Genomic DNA, 22843 nt, shown 5'->3' on the forward strand with positions numbered 1-22843 from the left:
GAGAGCCGGGTGTGTCCGGCCGCTACCTCCTGGCGGCCGGACAGATCGACCAAAACGCGGGAAGAGAGACACGCAATGGCAATACCCGACGCACCGCCCACGACGAGCCGTCCGCCGGTGCTTAGCCTGCGCGGCATCTCGAAGAATTTCGGCGCGGTGTCGGCTCTCACCGACGTCGATCTCGACATCAATGCCGGGGAAATCGTCGCCCTGGTTGGCGACAACGGCGCCGGCAAGTCGACGCTGGTGAAAATCCTGGCCGGCGCGCATATGCCGAGCTCGGGCTCGATCACTTTCGACGGCCAGCCGGTGACGCTTGCCAATCCCGCCGCGGCGCTGAAGCTCGGCATCGCCACCGTCTTCCAGGATCTCGCGCTCTGCGAAAACCTCGACGTCGTGGCCAACATCTTTCTCGGCCGCGAGCTTCATCCGCTTCGCCTCGACGAGGTCTCGATGGAGGTCCGCGCCTGGACACTGCTCAACGAGCTCTCGGCACGGATTCCCAGCGTGCGCGAGCCGGTGGCGTCGCTGTCGGGCGGGCAGCGGCAGACGGTGGCGATCGCCCGCTCGCTGCTGATGGAGCCGCGCGTGATCCTCCTCGACGAGCCCACCGCCGCACTCGGCGTCGCGCAGACCGCCGAAGTGCTGAACCTCATTGAGCGCGTGCGGGATCGCGGGCTGGGCGTCGTCATGATCAGCCACAACATGGAGGACGTGCGCGCCGTGGCCGACCGCATCGTGGTGCTGAGGCTCGGCCGCAACAACGGCATCTTCCTGCCCGGCGCCTCCAATCAGGAGCTGGTCACCGCGATCACCGGCGCCGACGACAATGCGGTCTCGCGGCGCGGCAGGCGCACGGCCGAGAAGGCGCAAGGAGAACAGCCATGACCACGGCGTCCGACCGCAATCCCGGCGCGCTGCTCGATCGCAGCGACGAACGGCTGAAGGATCGCAGCGGCGCGAAGGGCGCCATCAGGGGCTTCCTCGACCGCGTCCGCTCCGGCGATCTCGGCTCGCTGCCCGTGGTGGTCGGGCTGGTTTTGATCTGCACCATCTTCCAGACGCTCAACCCGGTATTCCTGTCGCCGAACAATCTGGTCAATCTTTTGTTCGACTGCTCGACCGTCGGCATCATCTCGCTCGGCATCGTCTGCGTGCTGATGGTTGGCGAGATCGACCTGTCCGTCGGGTCCGTCAGCGGCCTGGCCTCCGCGCTGCTCGGCGTGCTGTGGGTGCAGTGGGGCTGGCCGGTCGCGCTTGCCATGCTGGCGGCGATGGCGGTCGGGTTCGTGACCGGCTGCGTCTACGCGCTGCTGCTCAATAGGCTCGGCATGCCAAGCTTCGTCTCGACGCTGTCGGGCCTGCTCGCCTTCCTGGGATTGCAGCTCTACATCCTCGGCCCGACGGGCTCGATCAACCTGCCTTACGATTCGCCGCTGGTGAATTTCGGACAGCTGCTCGTGATGCCGCACTGGGTGTCGCACACTTTGGCCGTCGTGCCCGGCGTGCTTGCCCTGGCTCTCGGCTATCGCAAGGCGCAACGCCGCCAGGCCGCCGGCCTGTCATCGCGTTCGCTCGGCGGGCTGCTGCTCCAGGCCGTCGCGATCACGGTCGCGCTCGAACTGGTGGCTTACTACCTCAATCTGTCGCGCGGCGTGCCCTGGATGTTCGCGTTGTTCGTCGGCCTGGTCGTGGCGATGAACTATGCGCTGAAGCGCACCCAATGGGGCCGCTCGATGACCGCTGTCGGCGGCAACCGCGAAGCGGCGCGTCGCGCCGGCATCAATGTCCGGCTGATCTACGCCAGCGCCTTCGCGCTCTGCGCCACGCTGGCGGCGACGGGCGGCCTGCTCTCGGCAGCACGCCTGGCAACCGCCAGCCAGCAGGCCGGCACCGGCGACGTCAATCTCAACGCCATCGCGGCGGCCGTCATCGGCGGCACCAGCCTGTTCGGCGGCCGCGGCAGCGCCTATTCGGCGCTGCTCGGCATCATCGTCATCCAATCCATCGCAAGCGGCCTGACGCTGCTCGATCTGTCATCCTCGCTCCGGTACATGATCACCGGCTGCGTGCTGGCGATCGCGGTCATCGTCGATTCTCTCGCCCGCCGCTCGCGTGTTTCACACGGCCGCGCCTGAGGCCTATCGAAGAGGATCGCAATGTTTGAAAGTCTTTCCGGCAAGGTTGCCGCAATCACTGGCGCTGCCTCGGGCATCGGGTTGGAATGCGCCCGCACCATGCTCGCAGCCGGCGCGAAGGTCGTCCTGGTCGACCGGGCCGAGGACCGGCTTCAGGAACTTGTCGCGGAGCTCGGCGACAATGCTTATGCCGTCGTCACCGACCTGCTCGATCCGGCGAGCGTCAACCGCATGATGCCCGAGATCCTCGAAAAGGCGGGCCAGCTCGACATCTTCCATGCCAATGCCGGCGCCTATGTCGGCGGGGAGGTAGCGTCGGGCGATCCCGACCAGTGGGATAGGATGCTCAACCTCAACGTCAACGCCGTGTTCCGCACGGTGCACGCCGTGCTGCCGCATATGATCGAGCGGAAGAAGGGCGATATCATCGTCACCAGTTCGGTGGCCGGCTTCGTTCCCGTGGTCTGGGAGCCGATCTACACCGCCTCGAAATTCGCCGTGCAGGCATTCGTCCATACGGTTCGGCGCCAGGTGCTGAAGCACGGCATTCGCGTCGGTGCAGTCGCTCCCGGTCCGGTGGTGACGGCGCTGCTCAGCGACTGGCCAAAGGCCAAGATGGAAGAAGCGCTCGCCGCCGGCAGCCTGATGGAGGCGAAGGAAGTGGCGGACGCCGTGCTGTTCATGCTGACGCGACCGCGCAACATCACCATTCGCGACCTCGTCATCCTGCCGCAGAGCGTGGACATCTGAGCGGCTCGCCGACCGGCCCTCGCAGAACGGAACCGCCGCCATGATCCTCGACCGCTTCCGACTGGACGACAGGGTCGCGCTGGTGACCGGCGGCACGCGCGGCATCGGCCTCGCCATCGCGAAGGCGCTCGGCGAAGCCGGCGCACGCGTCGTCGTTGCGGGCCGGACGATGAAGGATGATGCGCGGCAGGAACTCGCGGGCCTCGCCTTCGACTTTCACGCCGCCGAGATGCTGGACGAGAAAGCGCCGGACAGGCTGGTCGCCGACACGCTCGCCAAGGCCGGCCGCCTCGACATCCTGGTCAATAGCGCCGGCATCGCCATCCATGGCGACAGCGGCGACTATCCGGAGGACATCTGGCGGCAGACGATGGCGATCAATGTCGATGCCGTCTTCCGCTGCTGCAGGGCGGCGCTGGCGCCGATGCGGCGCCAGGGAGGCGGCGCGATCCTCAATGTCGGCTCGATTTCCGGCATCGTCTCCAACATTCCCCAGAACCAGGTTGCGTATAACAGTTCCAAGGCGGCGGTGCACATGATGACCAAGAGCCTCGCCAGCGAGGTGGCGGCCGATAACATCCGCGTCAACGCCGTCGCGCCCGGCTATATCGAAACGGACCTTTCGCGCGGCGGCATCGAGAATCCGGAATGGTTCCCGATCTGGCGCGGCATGACGCCGATGGGCCGCGTCGGCCAGCCGGAAGAAGTTGCGGCGGCCGCACTTTTCCTGTGCTCTCCCGCCTCAAGCTACGTGACCGGCGAGGTGCTGGTCATCGACGGCGGCTATACCACACGCTGAGATGGCGCTGAGCTTAGGGCGCTGAGACAGGAGAATTGCGATGAAACTCAAGGACAAGGTCGCCGTCGTCACTGGCGGCGCGCAAGGCATCGGCGCAGCCATCGTGCGCGGTTTCGCCGCCGAAGGCGCCCATGTCGTCATCGCCGATATGGCACTAGACAAGGCGGAAGCGCTTGCGCGCGAGCTCGAAGGCAAAGCTACCGCTCTGCAACTCGACGTGCGCGACCTCGCCTCGATCGACGCGATGGTCGCTTCGGTGACGAGGACGCATGGCGGGATCGACATCCTGGTCAACAATGCCGCCGTCTTCGACATGGGCCCGCTTCTCGAGATTTCGGAGAAAAGCTTCGACCTGCAATTCTCGGTCAATGTGAAAGGGCTGTTGTTCACGCTGCAGGCGGTGGCCAAGCGTATGGTCGCCCAGGGGCGCAAGGGGAAGATCATCAACATGGCCTCGCAGGCGGGTCGGCGCGGCGAGGCGCTGGTCGCCGTCTACTGCGCCACCAAGGCCGCCGTAATCAGCATCACGCAGTCGGCCGGCCTTGCGCTGATCAAGCACGGCATCAACGTCAACGGCATCGCGCCGGGTGTGGTCGACACGCCGATGTGGGACCAGGTCGACGCGCTGTTCGCGCGCTACGAGAACCTGCCGATCGGCGAGAAGAAGCGGCAGGTCGGGCTGGCGGTGCCGGCCGGACGCATGGGCGATCCCGACGATTACCGGGGTGCGGCCGTCTTCCTGGCATCGAGCTAGGCCGACTACGTGGTGGCGCAGACGCTCAATGTGGACGGCGGCAACTGGATGAGTTGATTGGCCGAAGCTCGAGGCCCCGCCTGCGACAATCGGGCAGGAACGATCTGGCGGCTGACGCATTTTGGTTCCCATCAACCATTTGAGGGAACCATGCGCATCGCTCATGTCGCGCCGCTCTATGAATCCGTGCCGCCGAAACTATATGGCGGCACCGAGCGGATCGTGTCCTATCTCACCGAAGCGCTGGTGGAAGTCGGGCACGAAGTGACCCTGTTCGCCAGCGGCGACAGTGAGACCTCGGCGCGGCTGGTGCCCGGTCGCGACCAGGCGATCCGTCTTGATCCGCGGCCGAAAAAGTCCGAGATTGCGGCGCATATGGCGATGCTTTGCCAGGTGCGCGAGCGGGCGGACGAGTTCGACGTCATCCACTTCCATCTCAGCCATTTCGTGCATTTTCCATTCTTCGAACACATGGCGGGGCGAACGGTGACGACCCCGCATGGCCGGCTCGACTATGTCGACCTGGCGCCGGCCTACAAGCGCTTCCCGCGCTTTCCGATGATCTCCATCTCGCACAGCCAGAAGCGCGGATTGCCCGACGCCAACTGGCTGGCGACGATCCATCACGGCATTCCGGTCGATGCGTATCAGCCCACCTACAATCCCTCGGCCGAGGAACCCTATTTGGCTTTCCTGGGCCGGCTGTCTCGCGACAAGCGCCCGGATCGAGCGATCGAGATCGCGCGAAGTTCCGGTTTGAAGCTTAAGCTGGCGGCCAAGATCGGCGATGACGATCGCGCCTATTTTCACGACGAGATCGAGGCGCTCGTCGACGGCGACCGGGTCGACTATGTCGGCGAGATCGCGGAACACGAGAAGGCCGAGTTTCTCGGCAATGCCGCGGGCCTGCTGTTTCCCATAGACTGGCCGGAGCCGTTCGGCCTGGCGCCGATCGAGGCGATGGCTTGCGGCACGCCGGTAATCGCCTGGAACTGCGGCGCCCTGCCGGAGCTCATCGACCAGGGCGTGACCGGCTTTGTCGTGGACTCTGTCGATGATGCGGTCGCTGCGATGCCGGTCCTGCTCGGACTGGAACGACGGCAGGTGAGAGTGGTCTTCGAAAAGCGGTTTTCAGCCACCAGGATGGCGCGCGACTATCTTGCCGCCTATATGCGCCTGATCGGCATCCAGGAGGCGAGAGCCTCCTGATCGGCATTCTCTTGGGGCGGGGCAAGCGAAGAGGTCACGAATGACGCAGCTCGACGAGCGCAAGCTCGATCCCGCCGTAGCCCTTGCCTCGCTCGACGAAACTGCGCCGCGGGAGCCGCACCGGCTGTTCGCGCTCAAACAGGGCGATTGTTTCGCGGTCACCGACGCCTATGGTGACATCAGGGGCGCCGGCGACGGTTTCTTTCGCGACGACACGCGCGTTCTTTCCGAGTTCCGCCTGACGATCGGCGGCAGGCCGATGTCGCTGCTCGGCGCCTCGCTCAGCCAGGACAATGTTCTCTTCACCAGCAACCTCACCAACTTGCCGATACAGAGCGCCGCCGGCCGCGACATTCCGCAAGGCGCGATCCATATCGAGCGCGTCAGGCTGATCTGGCAGGACAGACTATTCGATCGCATCACGCTTTCCAACTACAGCCGCGAGCATTCGACCATCGCCATCTCCTTGCATTTCGCCGCCGACTTTCGCGACATGTTCGAGGTGCGCGGCTCGACACGGCCGAAACGTGGAACGGTCCATCTGGCGAAGACCGACAAGGCCTCCGTTATGCTCGGCTATGACGGTCTCGACGGCCTGCCGCGCCAGTCGGCAATCTCCTTCTCGCAAGCTCCCGACCAACTGAGCGACAATCGAGCCGACTTCCTGATCGCGGTGACCAAGCGCAGCAGCAAGGTGCTTTATGTCGAGGTGGGCCCGGAAGTTGCCGAAACGCCGAATCGCGACCGGTTCCGGGCCGCTGCCGCACGCGCGCGTTTTGCCATGCGCGCCAAGCGTCGGCATGGCGCCACGGTCCACAGCTCCGGTCGCGTCTTCAACGATTGGGTCGAACGCGCCCGCGCGGATGTCGCGTTGCTTACCACCGAGCTTCCTACCGGGCCTTATCCTTATGCCGGCATCCCGTGGTTCTCCACGGCCTTCGGCCGCGACGGCGTGATCTCCGGCTTGCAGATGCTGTGGCTCAATCCGGGTCTCGCGCGCGGCGTGCTGGCGTTCCTTGCCGAACATCAGGCGACGGAGACGTCGCCCTTCATCGATTCCCAGCCAGGCAAGATCATGCACGAGACGCGCAAGGGCGAAATGGCGGCGCTGCGCGAACTTCCCTTCGGCCGCTATTATGGCGGCGTCGACACGACCCCGCTCTACATTCATCTCGCCTGCGCCTATGCCGACCGCACCGGCGACATGGCCTTCATCGACACGCTCTGGCCATCGCTCAAGGCGGCGGCCGAGTGGACGGAAGAGGCAAGCCGGGCAACGGGTTTCGTCACCTACCAACGCGCAGCGGAGTCCGGCCTCGCCAACCAGGGCTGGAAAGACAGCGTCGACTCGGTCTTCCATGCCGACGGCCGCATGCCCAAGGGACCGATCGCGCTGGTCGAAGTGCAAGGCTATGTCTTTGCCGCTTATCGCGGCCTTGCCGCGCTCGCACGCCGCCGCGGCGAGTTTGCCGATGCCGAACATTGGGAGAACCGCGCCGAGGAAATGCGGATCGCCGTCGAGCGTGACTTCTGGATCGAGGATCTGAACTTCTACGCCATCGCGATCGACGGCGAAGGCCAGCCCTGCAAGGTGCGAACGTCAAATGCGGGGCATCTGCTTTATGCCGGGCTGCCGCAGCCGGAGCGCGCCAAGATTGTCGCCGATCAATTGCTGTCGGCTTCCTTCCATTCCGGCTGGGGACTGAGGACGCTTGCGGACGACGCGATCTTCTTCAACCCAATGTCCTACCATAACGGCTCGATCTGGCCGCACGACACGGCGCTCTGCGGTGTCGGCCTCTCGCGCTATGGAGAGCGCGAAAGTGTCGTGCGGCTGATGAGCGGCACGTTCGAGTCGGCCGTGCACTTCAACATGCGGCTGCCGGAATTGTTCTGCGGCTTCACCCGGGCGCCAGGCGAGGCGCCGATCGCCTATCCTGTCGCCTGTCTGCCGCAGGCCTGGTCGGCAGGCTCCACCTTCATGCTGATGCAGGCCTGCCTCGGTCTGGAAATCGACGGTTGGAAAGGCGAGTTGCGCGTCACCCGCCCACGGATGCCTATCGGTATCGACACGCTCACGCTCCGGCATCTGTCCGTCGGCAATAAGACTATCGACCTCACCTTCCAGCGTGTCGGGGACCGCGTCGTTGCCTTCCTCGCCGATCGGCATGAGGGCCTGGTGCCGCTGATTGTGCGGACTTAGACGGGTCGATTGCGCAATTCCGGACGGAAAACCGTTACGAGAGCGGAGTTCCGCAAATGCATCCGGCAGTCGAAAAATGTCGGAACCGACGAGCGCCCTATGCGTTTGCAAACCGGAACCGGCACACCTCTCCGCAGCCGGCAAGAACGAAAACAAAATAGCGGACAGCCGGAGGCAACCTGGCATCAATGGCACAGTATGGCGTCGACCTCTTGTGGGTCCTTATACTAGCTAGTCTCGGACTCAGCGCTCTCGCGATCTTCGTCTCAATAACCAGGCACCGTCACCAGCATGCACCGGCTGTGAACACGCCCGGTGCGGGCGAGGACGTCGCATCGGAAGCTGCACGCAAGGTGTTGCGCGAATTCGAGAAGAACGGGCAGTCGGTCGACGCCGCCCTCGTCACCTGGTCACCGGAGACGCTGCGCAAGATCCTTGCCGAGGATCTGCCGGACGCACAGGTCATCGTCGTCTCCAACCGCGAGCCCTACATCCACAATGAGGACGAGAACGGCGATGTCGAGCTCGTCGTGCCGGCGAGCGGACTGGTCTCGGCACTGGAGCCGATCACGCGCGCCTGCGCCGGCACTTGGATCGCCTATGGCGGCGGAAGCGCGGATCGTCAGGTCGTCGACCGCCACGACCGGGTACAGGTGCCGCCCGAAAATCCATCTTATGCCCTGCGCCGGGTCTGGCTGACCGATGAGGAATATCAGGGCTATTATCTCGGCTTCGCCAATGAAGGGCTTTGGCCGCTCTGCCATATAGCCTTTACCCGACCGATCTTCCGCGAGTCGGACTGGGCGGCCTACGAGGCCGTCAACCGCAAATTCGCCGAAACGGTGGTTGCCGAGGCGCGCAACGAGAGGCCGATCGTGCTGGTCCAGGATTATCATTTCGCGCTGCTGCCGCGCATGATCCGCGAGCGCCTGCCCGAGGCGATTGTCATCACCTTCTGGCACATCCCGTGGCCGAATTCGGAAGTGTTCAGCATCTGTCCGTGGCGCGAGCGCATTCTGGATGGGCTGCTGGGCAGCTCGATCATCGGCTTCCACACCCAGTTCCATGCCAACAACTTCACCGAGAGCGTCGACCGTTTTATGGAGAGCCGGATCGAACGGGCGGATGCCGCGGTGTCCTATGGCGGCCAGACGACTTTGGTCCACGCCTACCCGATCTCTATCGAATGGCCTGTGCAGCTCCTGAAGAGCCTGCCGCCGGTCGAGGAATGCCGCGCGCAAATCCGCGAGCGGTTCGGGATTCCAGCCGACGCCAAGCTGTGCGTCGGTGTCGAGCGCCTCGACTACACCAAGGGCATTCTCGACCGCTTCCATGCGCTGGAGGAACTGTTCATCCGCTACCCTGAAATGATCGGCAAGGCGGTGTTCCTGCAGGTCGCCGCACCGAGCCGGGGCACATTGCCGGCCTACAAGCACCTGCATGAGGAATGCCAGCGGCTCGCCGAGGGACTCAACGAGCGCTACGGCAACGGCTGCTATCGTCCCGTCGTACTCGTGGCCGAGCATCACTCGCAGAAGGACGTCTACAAGATCTACCGCGCGGCCGACATCTGCCTCGTCACCAGCCTGCATGACGGCATGAACCTCGTGGCCAAGGAGTTCGTTGCCGCGCGCGACGACGAAGAGGGCGTGCTCCTGCTCAGCACGTTTGCCGGCGCCTCGCGCGAACTGCTCGAGGCGCTGATCGTCAATCCTTACGACGCGGCGATGATGAGCGAAGCCATGCGGCAGGCGCTGGTCATGGGGCCCGACGAGCAGCGCGAGCGCATGCGCCGCATGCGCGAGATCGTACGCGACAACAATGTCTATCGCTGGGCCGGCAGCATGCTGCTCGACGCGGCGCGATTGAGGAAGCGCGGCGAGCTCGACCGCGTCACGGCCTTGTCCGACCGCTCGGCAAACACCAACGGCGACAATGTCGTCTCTATCTTCGAACGCAAACAGGCAGTCGGATTCCGATGAACATCCAAGCAGATTTGACACCACCGCTTCCCGAAGGCCGGTGGGCGCTCTTCCTCGATATCGATGGCACCTTGCTCGAGCACGCCGCCCATCCAGATAGCGTCGCGGTCAGCGCGGAGTTGCGTTCGCTGCTGCAAGCGGTCGAGCGCCGGCTGGATGGAGCGCTGGCTTTCATCACCGGCCGCTCTATCGCGGCCGTCGACCGGCTGTTCGAGCCTTTGAAGCTGCGAATCGCCGGCCTCTACGGGCTGGAGCACAGGCTGACACCGGACGGACAAATCGAGGCCGCCGACGAGCCGGCGGATATGGCCGCACTTGCCGACGAAATCGAGCTGGAGCTGGCAAGCAAGGCTGTCTATGTCGAGCGCAAGGGGCCGGTGCTCGCCATCCACACGCGGGCAGCGCCGCAATTGCTGGCCCGCGCGACGGAACTGGTCGAGACAGCACTTGCCCGGCTGCCGAAAGGCTACCGCGTAATTGCCGGCAATGCCGGTGTCGAACTGATGCCGCTAGAGGCGGCCAAGGGCGCCGCGATCCGGCGCTTCATGCAGCTTGAACCTTTCACCGGACGGCGACCGGTATTCCTCGGCGACGACACGTCCGACGAAAACGGTTTTGAGACCGTCAATGCCGCGGGCGGGATCTCGATCCGCGTGAGACCGCAGGGCGAGACCGCGGCGCGTTTCGCCATCGCCGATGTCGCCAGCGCGATCGCCTGGCTCGCGGCGAATTTCAATGACGGCTTCGAACCGGCGGACCGCAGCGATCTGGTTGCCTGATCAATCTCGGGAAAAGTGCGTCACGGTCCTTCGTCTTGGATCGCAAAACGGCCCCACAACGGGGCCGTTTTGTCGGTAGCTGCAATGATTGGCTACTTGCTGCCGCCGTTCTCCTTGACGCTGCTGCAGAACTCCGGATGGCTGTTGGCTGCATTGGCGTTCTTGGCCTCGTCCTCACAAGCCGTCATCATCGCGGTCTGGTCCTCCGGCGACATTGCCTTCCACGCCTTCACGAAGGCGTCCTTGCTGACCATCGTCTTCATGCTGGAGTCGGTGTAGAAGGGCTGCATCTTGGCTGGGTCATCCAGCGCCGACGTGCCGGTTTCGCCAGCGGCGAGAGCCGAGCCGGCGACCATCGAAAGGGTCATTGCGCCAAGGCAGATCATCTTGATGTTCATGACATAAACCTCCTGTTTCTCTGGATCGTTCGAGAAACGATCGTGTCATCAACGGAAGGTCCGGATCAAAGTTCCTCTATTCCCGTGAAATGCAGAAAAAAATTCTGAAGAAAAATGGTCCTGAGAGGGCCGAAACTCTCCGTGGTCCGGCCGTTAAGTTTGGTTGCATTACACTCAGGGCGGCAATCAGTAGCAGGAACGCTAATGTTCCAGGCGACGAGGCGCGATCAGTTCCTGTCGACCGGCTTGGAGCGCATCCGCGAAACGGTCTCTCGCTCGGCGCGCTTGGAGCGCATCGGCGGCAGACCGCGATCGACGAGGTCCATGTCCTCCAGCACCATGTCGCCCATGCGCTTGAAGGCAACGTCGAGCGCGCCGGCGCGGTGTGCCGAGCGCAGAAAGCCGGAAAGCGAGCGCACCGGGTGGTTCTTGGCCAGCGGCTCCTCGGGAAACACGTCGCTGGCCGCAACGACATGGCCGCTTTTGACCGCTTCTATCAGCGCCGGGAAATCGACGACGCCGGCGCGGCTGAGCAGGATGAAAGCGGCGCCCTGGCGCATCTTGGCGAAAGCGTCGGCGCCGAGAAAACCCTGGTTCTCGCTGGTCACCGAGGCGACGACGAAAACGAAATCGCTTTCCGACAGCACCTTGTCGAGCGAGGCCGGCTCGACGCCTTGCTCCACCAGCACGGAAGGCGGTAGCCAGGGATCGAAGACCCTAGTGCGCGTTCGGAAGCCGGTCAGCAGCCGATTGAGAGCGCGGCCAAGATCGCCGAAGCCGATGATGCCGACATCCGAACCTGAGAGGAGTCGCGCCGTCTGGTTGCCGTCACCGCCCCATAGTTCCTTGCCTTGCCGGAAGGCGAGGTCGGCATCGACGATGCCGCGCGCCAGGTTTAGCGCCATGGCAAGGCCGAGTTCCGCCACCGGCTCCGCGAACACCAGGCCGGTGGTGACGACGTGAATGCCGCGGGCAAACAGCGTCTCATAGGGCATGTTGTTGATGAGATTGGTCTCGACGTTGAAGATGCAGCGCAGCGCTTTCAACCTCTCCAGCGTCTGAGGGGTGATCGGCGGCTGGCCGACGATGTAGCGGGCTTCGGCCAGCACATCTGTCGGCAACTCCGAGACGCCTTCCGGCGTTGTCTCGACGATGCGATATCTTTTGCGGAAGCGCGCCAGCTGCGGCGGCGTGAAGATCAGGTCGAGCGTGCGCGGTTCGGGTGCGCTGATCACCAGCGGCGAGGCTTTGTTGGACATGATTTTCCTCCCGGCGCGATTGGATCGCACCAATCATATCAGCGTTTTTACTCCCGATGAAACGATTTACAACGGCGAAAAATCGATTTATCGATTATGTTAACGAGAGGGCGACCACTCGCCTCCGGGAGAAGATTAATGGCGCAACAGCAGGCCCAGCAGCGGCGCGCGTCGATCCACGATGTGGCAAGCCAGGCGGGCGTGTCGGCGGCCACCGTTTCCAAGGTTCTTTCCGGCGTCACCACGGTAAAACCGGAAAACGCGCAGCGCGTCCTCGATGCCGTCGAGCTTCTGGGCTACCGCGTCGATCCGCTCGCCTCGGATATGCGCAGGGCCAAGCGTCGCATCATCGGCGCCATCATGCCGGAGTTCGAAAGCGAGTTCTTCGGCCAGATGGTGAGCGAGCTCGAAGGCCTCGCCGAGCAACGCGGCTATACGCTGGTCGCCGCCTCCAGCCGGGAATCGGAGCAACGTGAGAAGGAGATCCTCGCCCGCATGCATGACTGGCGCGTTGCCGGCGTCGTACTGGCGCCGGTGCGAAACGAGCACGGACCGGCGGCTGGTTTCATGAAAGCGAACGGCATGACAGGGGTGCTGATTGACCGCGTGCTTGCCGATGACGCCTTCGACACGGTTTCGGCCGACAGCGCGGCGGCAAGCGCCGAAGTGGCGCGCGCGCTCGTCAGCCAGGGCCATCGCCATGTTCTTGTGGTCGGTCTCGGCCAGCAGGCGGCGACCGTGCGCGCCCGCCTCGAAGGGTTTCGCAAGACGGCACTTGAGCTTGCGCCCGACATCCGGATCGACGTCGTACTCTGCGAAAGCGATGTCGGGCCCTTGCGGACGCTACTTCGCGATTATTTCAGCCAGCGGGAGGACGGCGGCGACAGGCCGACGGCGGTCTATTCGCTCTTCCTGAAGGGCACGCTGGTGGCGCTTTCGGAATTTCGGCGGCGCGGCTGGCATTGCCCAAACGACATCTCGCTGGTCGGCTTCGACGACGCCGAATGGATGCAGGTGACGTGGCCGGCGATCGCCGCGGTGGTGCAGCCGGTGCGCGAGATCGCAGCCAACGCAATGGAGGTTTTGTTTCGCAGGATCGAAGGCGAGCGCGGCCCGCCGAGGGCGCGGCTCGAACCTTGCAAGGTGTTCATGCGGGAATCCGTTGGCTCGCCAGGCAGCGTCCCGCATTCCGGGGGAGGAGACCGACAATAACCCCCATGTCGACAACGGAAGAAGAGTGCCGGCCCTGGCCGAGGCATCCGGCGCAAGCAAACGGAGGATGGAATGACATCGCTTTCCACAAAGATAAATCGATTTACCCTCGCATTGGGCGTGGCGCTTACGTTTGCCGCGGTCGGCACTGCTAAGGCCGAGGACGGCGAATATGGCGTGCTGATGAAGACCTTGGCCAATCCGTTCTGGGGCGCGATGGCGCAGGGCGTCGCCGACGGCGCCAAGGAAGCCGGCGTGAAATACTTCCAGCAGGCGGCCGAAAGCGACCAGGCGGCCGAGCCGCAGCTCAACCTCTGCAACACGATGCTCGAGCGCAAGCCGGTGGCGATGATCACCGCCGCCATCAACTCGACCAACCTCTTGCCCTGCCTGAAATCGGCGCAGGATGCCGGCATCAAGATCGTCGATCTCGACAACAATCTTGACCAGGCGGTTCTCGACAAGGAAGGCGTCAAGGTCACCTTCCATATCGGTTCCGACAACGTCGCCGCGGGTGCGCAAGGGGCCGAATATCTCGTCTCGAAGCTTGGCAAGGACGCCAAGGGTCCGGTGCTGGTGATCGAGGGTCTCTCAGGCAACATCACCGGCGAGAAGCGCGCCAAGGGCTTTGCCGACAAGCTCAAGGAACTGGCGCCGGGGCTCGAGGTGGTCGCCTCGCTGCCGGGCGATTGGGATCGCGGCAAGGCCGCCTCGATCGCCACCGACACACTGACGGCGCATCCCGATCTGGTTGCCATCTTCTGCGCCAACGACGGCATGGCGTTGGGCGCCGTGGAATCGGTCTACGCCGCCGGCAAAGGCGAGCAGGTGACGATCATCGGCGTGGACGGCAATGTCGACGCGGTGAAGTCGATCAAGGAAGGCCGTCTGAACGCTTCCGTCGCGCAGCTTCCTTATCTCGTCGGCAAGCAGGCGGTCGAGAACGTCAAGAAGGCGCTGGCCGGCGAGAAGGTCGAGGAAAGCATCGCGGTGCCCACCCTGGTGCTGACCAAGGACGTGCTCGACGCCGGCAAGGAGCCGATGCTGCAATATGTGAAGTAGCAAGAGAAGGGACTAGGGGAGCAGGTCAGTAGGGGAGCAGGTCAGTAGGGGAGTAGGTCCGTAGGGGAGTAGGAGTAGGAAGGTTTGCACTTCCAAGACCCGGCTCTCTCCCGCTCACTTCCCTATTCCCCTAGTTCCCTTACCCAGAAGGGTGAAAACCATGGCTTCCGAAACGGCGCAGCCCGGGTTTTGGGCTCGGGTGCAGCGCGCATCCGTCGAGAGGCTCCACATCAGGCTGGAGTCGCTGCTGGTGCTTGTGCTGCTGAGCGCGGCGATGGCGATTCTGTCGCCTTTCTTCCTGTCGCTCAGCAATTTCCTCAACATCCTGCTCGCGACGTCGACGATCGGCGTGCTGGCGATCGCCGCGACCTTCGTCATCGGTTCAGGTGGGCTCGATCTGTCGCTGGGATCGGTCATGGGCCTTGCCGGCGTGGCGGGGGCCTTCGTCGCCGTCAACCTCGGCTGGCCGTCGGTGTTCGCGGTGATCGCCTGCATTCTGGCCGGAAGTATCGCCGGCTACATCAACGGCCAACTGGTCACCCGCGCCTTCGTGCCGGCCTTCATCGTAACGCTCGGCATGCTGGGCCTTGCGCGCGGGCTGGCGCTCGTCATCTCACAGGGCAGGGCGATCTACGGCCTGCCGCCGGAGATCGTCTATATCGGACAAGGGAGGCCGCTCGGCATTCCGATGCCCGTCATCATCTTCGTGCTGACGGCGATCGTCGCGCATACGGTGCTTGCCTATACCCGCTTCGGTCGCCACACGTTGGCGCTCGGCGACAGCGAAGGCGCGGCGCGCGCCGCCGGCATCCGCGTCGAGCAGCATCGCCGCATCATCTACACGCTCTCCGGCGCGCTTGCCGGGCTTGCCGGTCTCTTGTTCACCGCCCGCGTCAATGCGGGCGACCCGACCGCAGGCATCAACTATGAGCTCACCGCGATCACCGCGGCGATCATCGGCGGCACCAATCTGTTCGGCGGCCGTGCCTCGATCCTCGGCACCATGATCGGCGCTCTGATCATGGGCGTGCTGCAGAACGGGCTGACGTTGCTTGCCGTGCAGTCCTATTACCAGCAGATGGCGATCGGCGCGGTTCTCATCCTCGCGGTCTTCATCGACCAGTATCAGGTGCGGAAGGAGTCGCGCGTATGACCCTGCTTTCGCTCCACAAGATCCGCAAAAGCTTCGGGGCGGTCGACGTGCTGCATGGCGTCGACCTGTCGGTCGCGGCCGGCGAGGTGGTCGGGCTGGTCGGCGACAACGGCGCCGGCAAGTCGACGCTGATGAAGACCATCACCGGCATCTACCGCGCCGACACCGGCTCGATCGAGTTCGACGGCAAGGACATCCTCGCTCTCGATCCCGGCCAGCGGCGCCGGCTCGGCATCGAGATGATCTACCAGGATCTGTCCTTGGCCAAGCAGCAGGACGTGGCCTCCAACATCTTTCTTGGCCGCGAGCCGACGAAAAGGCTGCTCGGCCTCTTCCCCGGCTTTGTCGACAAGACCGAGATGGATCGGCAGGCGGCGCGGATGATCGAGCGGCTCGGGGCGCACCTGCCGTCGATCAGTCGTTCCGTCGGCTCCTTCTCCGGCGGCCAGCAGCAGACGGTGGCGATCGCGCGGGCGCTCACCTTCAACCCGAAGCTCGTCATCATGGACGAGCCGACGGCGGCGCTCGCCGTGCGCGAGGTGCAGAGCGTGCTCGATCTCATCCGGCGGCTGAAGTCTGAAGGCATCGCCGTCATTTTGATCTCGCACCGGCTGAACGACGTGCTGTCGGTCACCGATCGCATCGTCGTGCTGCGCCACGGCAGGGCGGATGCCGATCTCGTCACCGCCAAAACCAACATGAACGAAGTCGTCAGCCGCATCGTCGGCGGCGGCGATACGGCCGCCGCGGCGGCGCACGAGCAACGAGGCTGATATGAATGTTTTCGGACTGCACACTTTCGCCATCGCCCCGGTCTGGGATCTGGCCCGCATCGAGCCGCAGATGGACCGGCTGAAGGAGCTCGGCATCGGCCTCATGGAAATCCCGCTGCTCAGACCCGAGGAGATCGACACCAAGCGCACGCGCGGTTTTGCAAACCATTATGGCGTGCAGCTCATTCCCTCGCTCGGCTTGCCGCGCGCGCTCGACGTGGTGGAGCGACCGGAAGAGGCGCTCGACTTCCTGCAGCCGGCCTTCAACGTCTGCAACGAGGTGGGCGCCGAGGCGCTCGGCGGCGTCACCTATGGAACGATCGGCAAGACCACCGGCCGGGCGCCGACGCAGCGGGAGATCGACGGCATGTGCCGCTTCCTCGAACGGGCGGCAAAGTCGGCGAAGGCCCGCAGCCTGAAGCTCGGCATCGAACCCTGCAACCGCTACGAGACGCATCTGATCAACCGCGGCGTCGACGCGGCGCGCATCATCGAGCGCATCGGCGCCGACAACATCTTCATCCATCTCGACACCTACCACATGCATATCGAGGAAGAGAGCTTCGCGGCCGGCTTCGAGGCGGCGGCGCCCTTCCTCGGCTATGTCCATGTGTCGGAGGCCAATCGCGGCGTGCCGGGGCGCGGCATGCTGAACTGGGCAGCCTGCATGAAGGCGATCGCCGACATCGGCTATGAGGGCCCGATCACGCTCGAAAGCATGAACCATGTCGACGTCGACATCGCCGGGGGGCTCGCGGTATGGCGTCCGGTGGCGGAAGACCCGCGCGACGTCATCGAGGTGGGGCTGCCCTTCCTGCGCGAGGAAGCGAAGAAGGCGGGGCTGACACTCGGGTAACGAAGCTAGTTGCCCCGGCGCGTCAGCCAGCGGCGACGCGCCTCCAGCTGTTCGGCGAGTTCGGCCTCGTCCCAATAGCCGATGAGCACGCCGGAGCCGATGATCGGGTCGAAATGGCCGACCTTGTCGTCGATCTCCGTCAGCCACTCGTCGGGGACGGTAATGCGGTTGTTGGGCAGCGCCAGCCAGCGCATCAGCATTTTGCGCAGCCGCTCGATATCGCCGGCGGCCGACGGCTCGCGGCCGAGGTCGCGCAATTCGCCGGGGTCGTTCTGGAGATCGAAGAACATCGGCTCGACACCTTCACCATGGACGAGTTTGAAGCGGCCGTCGGTGATCATGTAGAGCTTGCAGCCCGAAACCGGCATGACGAGCTTCAGCCGCGCCGCATCGCCGCTGTAGTCATATTCGCTGACGGCATAGTTGCGCAGGCTCTTCCGCTCACCCGAAGTCAGCGACAGCAGCGAGCGGCCTTCGAGGACATGCGGCTTGGGCCTGCCGCCGAAATAATCGAGAAAGGTGGGCGCGAGATCGATCATCTCGACCAGCGCGTCCGACGTGGTTCCTCTTGTGACGTCGGCTTCCCGACGAGGATCGTAGACGATCATCGGCACCTTCACCGCGACGTCGTGGAACAGGTATTCTCGCCGAGCCAATGGTCGCCGAGATAGTCGCCGTGGTCAGAAGTGAAGACGACAAGCGTGTTCTTGAATAGGCCGCGCTTCTCCATGAAGTCGAACAAATGGCCGAGCTGATCGTCGATCTGCTTGATCAGGCCCATGTAGCAGGGAACGACCGTTTCGCGGACCTCATCGCGCGAGAAGTTCTTCGAGTACCGCTCCTGCTGGAAGGCCTCGAAGATCGGGTTTGGCGAGACGCGCTCGGCTTCGCTGCGAACGGGCGGCTGGATGTCCGCCTTGCCGTACATGGCGTGGTAGGGCGCGGGCACGATATAGGGCCAGTGCGGCTTGATGTAGGAAAGATGCGCGCACCAGGCTTCGCCCTTGGCCTCGGCGTCCTCAATGAAGCGCATGGCACGGCGCGTCATGTAAGGCGTCTCGGAATGCTCCTCCGGAATGCGCGCCGCCTTGTCGGCATGGACGAGCAGCCAGCCGTTGAAATTCTCGCCATTCTCGCCTTCGCCGGAATTCGCCCAATGCTCCCAAGGATTTTCGGCCTCGAAGCCGTGCTGGCGCAGATAGGAGTCGTAGGCCGGATCGGGGTCGTAGCTGGTCGAGGGGTGCAGGCCGTCATCGCGCTCGAACGGCTCGAAGCCGCATTCCGCGACACGCACGCCGATGACGGAATCCTTGGCGATGCCGAGGCGCTCCATCCCTTCCTCGTCGGCCTTCATATGTGTCTTGCCGATGAGCGCACAACGCACGCCGACCTCGCGCAGATGGTCGCCCAGCGTCGGCTCGCCGACTCTGAGCGGCACGCCATTATGCGTCGAGCCGTGCGAGCGGACGTAGCGGCCGGTATAAGCGCTCATGCGCGAGGGGCCGCAGACCGTCGATTGCACATAGGCATTGGTGAAACGCACCGCGGCTGGCGAGCCGGTCGATGTTCGGCGTCGTCAGACTCTTCTGCCCGGCGCAGCTCAGATAATCGAACCGCAGCTGGTCGCACATGATGAAAAGGACGTTGCGTTTCGAGGTCATTGCTGCCCGTCGGAATGGTTCTCGAACCCGGTAATGCCAGAACAATCAGCGCATGCCAACCAGGGCAACCAGCCTGTACAGCTCACCAGAGAACTTTACAAAATCATTTTTTCATGTGAAGTCTCAGGCATCCCAAGGATCCCAAATGACATCCCATCGTTTTGCCACCCGTCTCAATTCCTTCGCCTCGCGGCCTGAGGCGGAGTGGGCCTGGCTTACCGGGAAGCCCTCGGTGCTGCAGATGGCGGCGCGGGCGGCTAAGGTCGAGGGGCTCACCGATCTCGACCTCAACTTTCCCGACCATATCGGTGAAAACCCCAGGGAAATCGCACGGAGGCTTGGTGATCTCGGGCTTTCCATCAATGGCTTCGCGATGCGCTACTATTCCAATCCCGCCTTCAAGCTCGGCGCGTTCACCAATCCCGATCCGGCAGTGCGGCGTGAAGCCATCGACCTCACCAAGGCTGGCATCGACGCGGCGCGAGAGGCCGGCGCCGGTCTCATGACATTGTGGCTGGGGCAGGATGGTTTCGACTACGCTTTCCAGGCCGACTACGCGACACTTTGGCAACACGAAATCGACGGTATTCGTGAAGTTGCGGCGCATGACCCCGATTGCGCCATCAGTCTCGAATATAAGCCGAACGAGCCGCGTTCTTATTCGCTGATGCCGGATGCCGCGACCACGTTGCTGGCGATCCGCGAGGCCGGCCTGCCCAATCTCGGCGTCACCCTCGACTTCGCGCATGTTCTTTATGCCGACGAGCAACCGGCCTTTGCCGCCGCTCTTGTCGCCCGTCACAGCAGGTTGCTCGGTGTTCATCTCAACGATGGCTACGCCAAGCGCGACGACGGCCTGATGGTCGGCGCCGTGCACACGCTGCAGACCATCGAGCTGCTGCGCCAGATACGCAGGGACGGCTACGCCGGTGCCATCTATTTCGACACCTTTCCGGACATGACCGGTCTCGACCCGGTGCGCGAATGCGAGGTCAACATCGACACCGTCAAGCGCATGTTGCGGGTCGTCGAGCGGCTGGAGCGGGACAATCGGTTGGCGGCTGCCCTCGACGGGCAGGACGCGGTTACCTCGCAGGCTATCGTCCAGGAAATCCTGCTCGGAGCTGCAGGATGACGTCCGCGGATCTCCGGGCCGTGGGGCCGCGCATCCGCATGATGATGCCGCATCTCACACCGCTGGAGGCAAAGGTGGTGGAAACCGTGTTCGGCCGCCGCGGATTCGACGAGACGATCCCTTTGAAGGAGATCGCTGACGAGGCCGGCGTCTCCGAGGCGATGGTGGTGAAGATTGCCAAGAAGCTGGGCTTCTCCGGCTATCGCGACTTCCGGACGGCAGTCTGCGAATACAGCCGCTCGCCGACCGCCGAGATGCACCGGGAACTCTCCGTCGACGACAGTTCGGCCGAGATCGTGCAAAAGGTCTTCCGCACTTCGATACAGGCGCTGGAGGAAACGCTGGCGATCCTTGACATCGGCGATTTCGACCGGGCCGCCGACCTCATTTATCGATCCAGAAATCGCGACTTCTATGGCGTCGGCGGCTCGGCTCAGATCGCCCGGGACGTCTCGCACAAGTTCCTGCGGATCGGCGTGCGCGCGGCGGTTTACGACGATTCCCACATGATGCTCATGTCGGCGTCGCTCCTCGGCGCCGAAGACATTGCCGTCGGCTTTTCCCATTCCGGCAACAGCAGCGCGGTGATTGATGCCGTTCAGCTCGCCAAGAAGAACGGCGCCCGCACGCTTGCCATAACCAACTACGCCAACTCGCCGCTGGCAGCCGAGGCGGATGTCGTGCTCTGCTCGACCGCGCGGGGGTCGCCGCTGATGGGCGAGAATGCGGCCGCCCGTATCGCCCAGCTCAACATCCTGGATGCGCTGTTCGTCGCGGTGGCGCAGCGCGACTACCAGGCGGCGGAGCACAATCTCGGCCGCACCATGTCGGCAGTGACGTCGAAACGGCGAGACAAGTACAGATGAAAGATCGTCGCGGATGAGTGTTGCTTCAGCGGGGCTGGTGGCCGTGTTCGGCGGCCTGCATTACGACATCCTGGTCGACGCACCGGATCGTCCGCGCAAGGGCGAGACGGTGACCGGTTTCGGATGGCAGCCGAAATGCGGCGGCAAGGGCGGCAATCAGGTCCTGTCGGCGGCGCGTGCGGGTGCGAGGTCGGCGATGATCGGCGCCGTCGGCGACGACGATTTTGGCTGCGCGCTCCTCGCCAATCTCAGCCGCAGCAATGTCGAGCACCGCTTCGTGCGAGTGGAACCGGGCATCCGATCAGGCATGAGCGTTGCCATTTTCGACGACGATGGCGACTACGGCGCGGTGATCGTTTCCGGCAGCAATCTGACACTCGGCGAAAAGGATGTCGCGGCGGCCGCCGGTCTGCTCGCGCAGGCTGAGGTGCTGTTGCTGCAGAACGAAGTGCCGGAAATCGCCAACATCGCTGCCGCGCGCGCGGCGAAGGCTCACGGCTGCTGCGTCGTGCTCAACGCGGCGCCGGCCCGGCCGCTGCCCGCCGAACTCACCGGGCTCGTCGACATCGTGATCACCAACGCCATAGAGGCGGAGTTCCTGGCCGGCATTCCGGTCGTCGACACGCTTGAAGGCGCGGCTGAGGCAGCGCGGCAATTGGCAATCGTTTATCCGGCTGCAATCGTCACCGCCGGCGGCGATGGCGTCGCCTATCACGATCGCGATGGCCGCGCCTTTGCGCTCGCTGCCATTCCGGTGAAGGTGGTCAGCACCCATGGCGCAGGTGACGAATTCGTCGGTGCCTTTGCGGCTGCGCTTGCTCGCGGCGAGCCCACCGAGGCCGCCATCGCCGCCGCGAATGCCGCCGCCGCCCTGCTGGTCTCGACGCCGGAGGCGGATCGCCAGACGCCCCCTCAAAAGATCCAAGGTGGCGTGCACCGTCCAGAGTAGCCTCGGTTTACCGATCTAGACAACTGGTGCAATGTTGGTTTGGAGGATCGAGATCGTGCCATTCGTCAGTATCGGCGGCATTGCGTTGCACCATCGCCTTATCGCCGGGACGACTGCTGCGCGCCCGATCATCTTCATCAATTCGCTCGGCACCGACTTGCGGATCTGGGACGATGTCGTCGCACGGCTTGCCGGTGAGATGCCGATGCTCGTCTATGACAAGCGCGGCCACGGACTTTCCGACATCGGCAGCGGCGTGCGCTCGATCGACGACCATGTCGACGATCTGAGCGCGCTGATCGATTGCTTCGGCTTCCAGAAGGTCGTGCTTTTTGGCCTGTCGGTCGGCAGCATGGTCGCGCAGGGGTTCTATGCACGGCGGCCCGAACTCGTCGAAGCGCTGATCCTCAGCGACACCGCGCACAAAATAGGTACCGCCGAGAGCTGGAACAGCCGCATCGCGACGGTCGAGCGTGACGGCATCGAGGCGATTGCCGATGGCATCATGAAGGTGTGGTTCACGCCGGATTTTCATGCCAACCGCGCCGCCGAGCTTGCCGGTTGCCGCAACATGCTGACCAGGCAGGCGCTGCCGGGTTACATCGGCACGTGTATGGCGGTTCGCGATGCGGATTTCACCGACAGCGCGCGCCGCATCGCGGTGCCGACGCTCTGCATCGTCGGCGACCAGGACGGCTCGACGCCGCCCGATCTCGTGCGCTCGCTTGCCGACCTGATCCCCGGCGCGCGCTTCGAGGTGATCCGCGGCGCCGGGCACATTCCCTGCATCGAGCAGCCCGACGCGCTCGTCGCCCTGATCCGCGCCTTCGTCGCGTCGTTGCCTGAGGGAAAGCATCTCCATGGGCGATGACGCAAACAATACCAACCGATCCCGGACCGGGCTC

Annotated in this window: 20 protein-coding genes and 1 pseudogene; 18 read left to right on the forward strand and 3 right to left on the reverse strand. The window is 64.1% G+C overall.

Annotated features, from left to right (window positions below; all coding sequences use genetic code 11):
* Positions 1–75 precede the first annotated feature (75 nt).
* The 9 genes from EJ078_RS24870 (at position 76) to otsB (ending at position 10614) form a co-directional block, all read left to right on the forward strand.
* Positions 76–888, forward strand: coding sequence for an ATP-binding cassette domain-containing protein (locus EJ078_RS24870; RefSeq protein WP_066992159.1), 813 nt, complete (start codon positions 76–78; stop codon positions 886–888).
* Positions 885–2138: an ABC transporter permease gene (locus EJ078_RS24875; protein WP_066992162.1), complete on the forward strand. Its 1254-nt coding sequence runs from the start codon at positions 885–887 to the stop codon at positions 2136–2138. The genes EJ078_RS24870 and EJ078_RS24875 overlap by 4 nt, the downstream gene beginning before the upstream one ends.
* A 21-nt stretch (positions 2139–2159) precedes the next feature.
* Positions 2160–2888, forward strand: a complete 729-nt coding sequence (locus EJ078_RS24880) for an SDR family oxidoreductase (RefSeq protein ID WP_127214908.1) — start codon at positions 2160–2162, stop codon at positions 2886–2888.
* A gap of 40 nt (positions 2889–2928) precedes the next feature.
* Positions 2929–3687, forward strand: coding sequence for a glucose 1-dehydrogenase (locus tag EJ078_RS24885; protein WP_095802296.1), 759 nt, complete (start codon positions 2929–2931; stop codon positions 3685–3687).
* A gap of 40 nt (positions 3688–3727) precedes the next feature.
* Complete coding sequence (locus tag EJ078_RS24890; protein WP_208720902.1) at positions 3728–4441, forward strand: L-iditol 2-dehydrogenase; 714 nt, start codon at positions 3728–3730, stop codon at positions 4439–4441.
* 150 nt (positions 4442–4591) lie between these two features.
* Positions 4592–5650: a glycosyltransferase family 4 protein gene (locus EJ078_RS24895; protein WP_127214912.1), complete on the forward strand. Its 1059-nt coding sequence runs from the start codon at positions 4592–4594 to the stop codon at positions 5648–5650.
* Between the two features lie 40 nt (positions 5651–5690).
* Entirely contained in the window at positions 5691–7853 is a 2163-nt protein-coding gene (locus EJ078_RS24900; protein ID WP_067328824.1) for an amylo-alpha-1,6-glucosidase, read from the forward strand.
* A gap of 188 nt (positions 7854–8041) precedes the next feature.
* Positions 8042–9835 carry a trehalose-6-phosphate synthase gene (locus EJ078_RS24905; RefSeq protein ID WP_127214913.1) on the forward strand — a complete coding sequence of 598 codons (1794 nt, stop codon included), beginning with the start codon at positions 8042–8044 and terminating at the stop codon, positions 9833–9835.
* Positions 9832–10614, forward strand: coding sequence for a trehalose-phosphatase (gene otsB / locus EJ078_RS24910; protein ID WP_095802300.1), 783 nt, complete (start codon positions 9832–9834; stop codon positions 10612–10614). The genes EJ078_RS24905 and otsB overlap by 4 nt, the downstream gene beginning before the upstream one ends.
* A 92-nt stretch (positions 10615–10706) precedes the next feature.
* Here the strand turns inward: otsB and EJ078_RS24915 are convergent, their stop codons facing one another.
* Positions 10707–11012: a hypothetical protein gene (locus EJ078_RS24915; RefSeq protein WP_095779425.1), complete on the reverse strand. Its 306-nt coding sequence runs from the start codon at positions 11010–11012 to the stop codon at positions 10707–10709.
* Positions 11013–11239: 227 nt separating this feature from the next.
* Entirely contained in the window at positions 11240–12271 is a 1032-nt protein-coding gene (locus EJ078_RS24920; RefSeq protein WP_127403479.1) for a hydroxyacid dehydrogenase, read from the reverse strand.
* Positions 12272–12409: 138 nt separating this feature from the next.
* On the opposite strand from EJ078_RS24920, the gene EJ078_RS24925 reads away from it, so the two are divergent.
* From EJ078_RS24925 to EJ078_RS24945, 5 genes are all read left to right on the forward strand, one after another.
* A complete protein-coding gene (locus EJ078_RS24925; protein ID WP_067328835.1) occupies positions 12410–13483 on the forward strand; it encodes a LacI family DNA-binding transcriptional regulator in 1074 nt (357 codons plus the stop codon).
* 72 nt (positions 13484–13555) lie between these two features.
* On the forward strand, positions 13556–14545 hold the full coding sequence (locus EJ078_RS24930; protein WP_127217102.1) for a substrate-binding domain-containing protein: 990 nt from the start codon (positions 13556–13558) through the stop codon (positions 14543–14545).
* 160 nt (positions 14546–14705) lie between these two features.
* Positions 14706–15698 carry an ABC transporter permease gene (locus EJ078_RS24935; RefSeq protein ID WP_067328839.1) on the forward strand — a complete coding sequence of 331 codons (993 nt, stop codon included), beginning with the start codon at positions 14706–14708 and terminating at the stop codon, positions 15696–15698.
* Positions 15695–16471 carry an ATP-binding cassette domain-containing protein gene (locus tag EJ078_RS24940; protein ID WP_066992195.1) on the forward strand — a complete coding sequence of 259 codons (777 nt, stop codon included), beginning with the start codon at positions 15695–15697 and terminating at the stop codon, positions 16469–16471. The genes EJ078_RS24935 and EJ078_RS24940 overlap by 4 nt, the downstream gene beginning before the upstream one ends.
* Position 16472: 1 nt before the next feature.
* Positions 16473–17327 (forward strand): sugar phosphate isomerase/epimerase family protein, encoded by an 855-nt coding sequence (locus EJ078_RS24945; protein ID WP_127403478.1) that lies wholly within the window; start codon positions 16473–16475, stop codon positions 17325–17327.
* A gap of 5 nt (positions 17328–17332) precedes the next feature.
* On the opposite strand, the pseudogene EJ078_RS24950 reads toward EJ078_RS24945, so the two are convergent.
* Positions 17333–18988: pseudogene (locus EJ078_RS24950) on the reverse strand (sulfatase-like hydrolase/transferase).
* 145 nt (positions 18989–19133) lie between these two features.
* Between EJ078_RS24950 and EJ078_RS24955 the strand changes: the two are divergent.
* From EJ078_RS24955 to pcaD, 4 genes are read left to right on the forward strand one after another with little or no spacing between them, the layout of a single operon-like run.
* Positions 19134–20123 carry a sugar phosphate isomerase/epimerase family protein gene (locus EJ078_RS24955; protein ID WP_208720904.1) on the forward strand — a complete coding sequence of 330 codons (990 nt, stop codon included), beginning with the start codon at positions 19134–19136 and terminating at the stop codon, positions 20121–20123.
* On the forward strand, positions 20120–20989 hold the full coding sequence (locus EJ078_RS24960; RefSeq protein WP_127216180.1) for a MurR/RpiR family transcriptional regulator: 870 nt from the start codon (positions 20120–20122) through the stop codon (positions 20987–20989). The genes EJ078_RS24955 and EJ078_RS24960 overlap by 4 nt, the downstream gene beginning before the upstream one ends.
* A gap of 13 nt (positions 20990–21002) precedes the next feature.
* Positions 21003–21938, forward strand: coding sequence for a PfkB family carbohydrate kinase (locus tag EJ078_RS24965; RefSeq protein ID WP_127216181.1), 936 nt, complete (start codon positions 21003–21005; stop codon positions 21936–21938).
* A gap of 55 nt (positions 21939–21993) precedes the next feature.
* Positions 21994–22809: a 3-oxoadipate enol-lactonase gene (gene pcaD, locus EJ078_RS24970; RefSeq protein ID WP_127216182.1), complete on the forward strand. Its 816-nt coding sequence runs from the start codon at positions 21994–21996 to the stop codon at positions 22807–22809.
* The last annotated feature ends 34 nt before the right edge of the window (positions 22810–22843 follow it).

The organism is Mesorhizobium sp. M1A.F.Ca.IN.022.06.1.1 (assembly GCF_003952605.1).
Lineage (GTDB): Bacteria > Pseudomonadota > Alphaproteobacteria > Rhizobiales > Rhizobiaceae > Mesorhizobium.

What these genes read in the sequence shown, in the direction of transcription:
- EJ078_RS24890 (WP_208720902.1), top strand. Translation starts at nt 3,728, where the DNA reads ATGAAACTCAAGGACAAGGTCGCCGTCGTCACTGGCGGCGCGCAAGGC.
- EJ078_RS24940 (WP_066992195.1), top strand. Translation starts at nt 15,695, where the DNA reads ATGACCCTGCTTTCGCTCCACAAGATCCGCAAAAGCTTCGGGGCGGTC.
- EJ078_RS24880 (WP_127214908.1), top strand. Translation starts at nt 2,160, where the DNA reads ATGTTTGAAAGTCTTTCCGGCAAGGTTGCCGCAATCACTGGCGCTGCC.
- EJ078_RS24930 (WP_127217102.1), top strand. Translation starts at nt 13,556, where the DNA reads ATGACATCGCTTTCCACAAAGATAAATCGATTTACCCTCGCATTGGGC.
- EJ078_RS24895 (WP_127214912.1), top strand. Translation starts at nt 4,592, where the DNA reads ATGCGCATCGCTCATGTCGCGCCGCTCTATGAATCCGTGCCGCCGAAA.
- EJ078_RS24900 (WP_067328824.1), top strand. Translation starts at nt 5,691, where the DNA reads ATGACGCAGCTCGACGAGCGCAAGCTCGATCCCGCCGTAGCCCTTGCC.
- otsB (WP_095802300.1), top strand. Translation starts at nt 9,832, where the DNA reads ATGAACATCCAAGCAGATTTGACACCACCGCTTCCCGAAGGCCGGTGG.
- EJ078_RS24965 (WP_127216181.1), top strand. Translation starts at nt 21,003, where the DNA reads ATGAGTGTTGCTTCAGCGGGGCTGGTGGCCGTGTTCGGCGGCCTGCAT.
- EJ078_RS24915 (WP_095779425.1), bottom strand. Translation starts at nt 11,012, where the DNA reads ATGAACATCAAGATGATCTGCCTTGGCGCAATGACCCTTTCGATGGTC.
- EJ078_RS24905 (WP_127214913.1), top strand. Translation starts at nt 8,042, where the DNA reads ATGGCACAGTATGGCGTCGACCTCTTGTGGGTCCTTATACTAGCTAGT.
- EJ078_RS24935 (WP_067328839.1), top strand. Translation starts at nt 14,706, where the DNA reads ATGGCTTCCGAAACGGCGCAGCCCGGGTTTTGGGCTCGGGTGCAGCGC.
- EJ078_RS24885 (WP_095802296.1), top strand. Translation starts at nt 2,929, where the DNA reads ATGATCCTCGACCGCTTCCGACTGGACGACAGGGTCGCGCTGGTGACC.
- EJ078_RS24875 (WP_066992162.1), top strand. Translation starts at nt 885, where the DNA reads ATGACCACGGCGTCCGACCGCAATCCCGGCGCGCTGCTCGATCGCAGC.
- EJ078_RS24955 (WP_208720904.1), top strand. Translation starts at nt 19,134, where the DNA reads ATGACATCCCATCGTTTTGCCACCCGTCTCAATTCCTTCGCCTCGCGG.
- EJ078_RS24920 (WP_127403479.1), bottom strand. Translation starts at nt 12,271, where the DNA reads ATGTCCAACAAAGCCTCGCCGCTGGTGATCAGCGCACCCGAACCGCGC.
- EJ078_RS24870 (WP_066992159.1), top strand. Translation starts at nt 76, where the DNA reads ATGGCAATACCCGACGCACCGCCCACGACGAGCCGTCCGCCGGTGCTT.
- EJ078_RS24945 (WP_127403478.1), top strand. Translation starts at nt 16,473, where the DNA reads ATGAATGTTTTCGGACTGCACACTTTCGCCATCGCCCCGGTCTGGGAT.
- EJ078_RS24960 (WP_127216180.1), top strand. Translation starts at nt 20,120, where the DNA reads ATGACGTCCGCGGATCTCCGGGCCGTGGGGCCGCGCATCCGCATGATG.
- EJ078_RS24925 (WP_067328835.1), top strand. Translation starts at nt 12,410, where the DNA reads ATGGCGCAACAGCAGGCCCAGCAGCGGCGCGCGTCGATCCACGATGTG.